The following is a 1496-nucleotide window of genomic DNA, read 5'->3' on the forward strand; positions in this document are numbered from 1 at the left end:
GTCCTCCCTCACGCTTTTGCGTTGTGCTTTTTGTCCCATTGTGGAGCGAACCGACGGATTGTCCAGCCGCCAATACGGCCGAGCACTGCATTGGGAACAACCGCCACAATCCGGCCATCGTCGGCGTTAAGCTTCGTTAACGGGCAAAGGGGTGCGATTGGCGACTGAAAGAGGTTCGCATGGACGCGCAGCTCGACGACAAGGCTCTCGAGAGTACGCTTGCCGAAAGTCTGGCCGATCTGGTGCCGGACACAAAGACTGTTTCCGAAGATGAATTTGTTGAAGTTGTCGGCGGCGCGCTGGAAGCGGTCGGCGGCACGTTGCTGTTCAAGATGTGCGTCCAGAACCAGGGCGAGGACCAGCACGTCGCAGCCGCGTCAGTCGGCGATGGCGGAAACCGCCAGTTCCTGCTGCTCACCTTGCCGACCGGCGGTGGTTCCCTGAAGGTCGAGACCGTATCGAGAAGCAGCAACCCGGTCGCCGGTATTGCTGCCGCCTATGCGGGTCTCATGGACGTGTTCAAGGCCGCTGCCTGACAGCTGACGACAAGTATCGAGGATATTCGGAGGCGCGATCCGGCAGTGCCGGCCTGGGCAGGTGTTTGCGTGTTGCATGGCGACGGCAGGCCTTGAACAATGCGTTTGCGCGACACATCTCAAAGTCGACGCAAGGAGAGCCGCCGCATGGATCAGATCGCCAACCCCGCACCCGGTTTCCAACGCAACCCGGACAAAATCATCACCATCGAGCCCTATGCCGGCACCGTTACCGTGCGCGCCGGAGACGTGGTCATCGCTTCAACAGCGAAGGCCAAGGTGCTGACCGAAGCTCCCTATCCGGCGGCCTTCTACATTCCGTTCGCCGACATCGATTTCGGCAAGCTTGGCCGCACCGACCACTCGACCCATTGCCCCTACAAGGGCGATGCAAGCTATTGGAGCGTGCTGCCTGCCGGCGAGACCGGCCAGAACGCCATGTGGGCCTATGAACGGCCTTTCGACGAGATGGCTGAAATCGGCAACCACGGCGCATTCTACGCCAGCAAGGTCACGATCGAAGCCAAACCGGACTGAGCCAACGCCGAAGCGGGATACGCTCGGCTGGCCACTCACTCCGTGGTGCCGTTATTGCCGATGCCCTCGGCATCGTCGAGCCGCACAAAGGTCAAGCCCTTGGCCTTGAGCGCCAGCAGCCCCTGCACCACGCCTTCGCCTGCCGCATGGGTCGGCTGGTTGATATGCGAGATAATGACGTCGCCGTCCTTGGCCGCCGCGATGCGCCGCGCGGTTTCCTTGGCGCCGAGCAAGGAGCCGCCGTCGCCGTTTATCGAGAATCCCGCGACCTTGAAGCCAAGCTTGCGGATCATGGCGATTGCCGACGGGCTGTATTCGGCGGTTGCGCCACGAAACCATTTCGGCGCCGGCTCGCCGGTCCCGGCAAGAGCGGCGGCCCCCGATTTGACCTCGGCCAGCACCGCATCCGGGCTGCCGGCGCTG

2 protein-coding genes and 1 pseudogene are annotated in these 1496 nt (G+C 62.6%); 2 read left to right on the forward strand and 1 reads right to left on the reverse strand.

Going from position 1 to position 1496, the window contains the following annotated elements:
- Positions 1–179: 179 nt before the first annotated feature.
- Positions 180–536, forward strand: a complete 357-nt coding sequence (locus EN879_RS35525; protein ID WP_013532740.1) for a hypothetical protein — start codon at positions 180–182, stop codon at positions 534–536.
- 147 nt (positions 537–683) lie between these two features.
- The gene (locus EN879_RS35530; protein WP_013532741.1) at positions 684–1073 is read left to right on the forward strand and encodes a DUF427 domain-containing protein; all 390 of its coding nucleotides are present in this window, start codon (positions 684–686) and stop codon (positions 1071–1073) included.
- A 35-nt stretch (positions 1074–1108) separates the two neighbouring features.
- On the opposite strand, the pseudogene EN879_RS35535 reads toward EN879_RS35530, so the two are convergent.
- A pseudogene (locus tag EN879_RS35535) lies at positions 1109–1496 on the reverse strand (polysaccharide deacetylase); the annotation flags it as partial.

The organism is Mesorhizobium sp. M7A.F.Ca.AU.002.02.1.1, from assembly GCF_003998535.1.
GTDB lineage: Bacteria > Pseudomonadota > Alphaproteobacteria > Rhizobiales > Rhizobiaceae > Mesorhizobium > Mesorhizobium ciceri.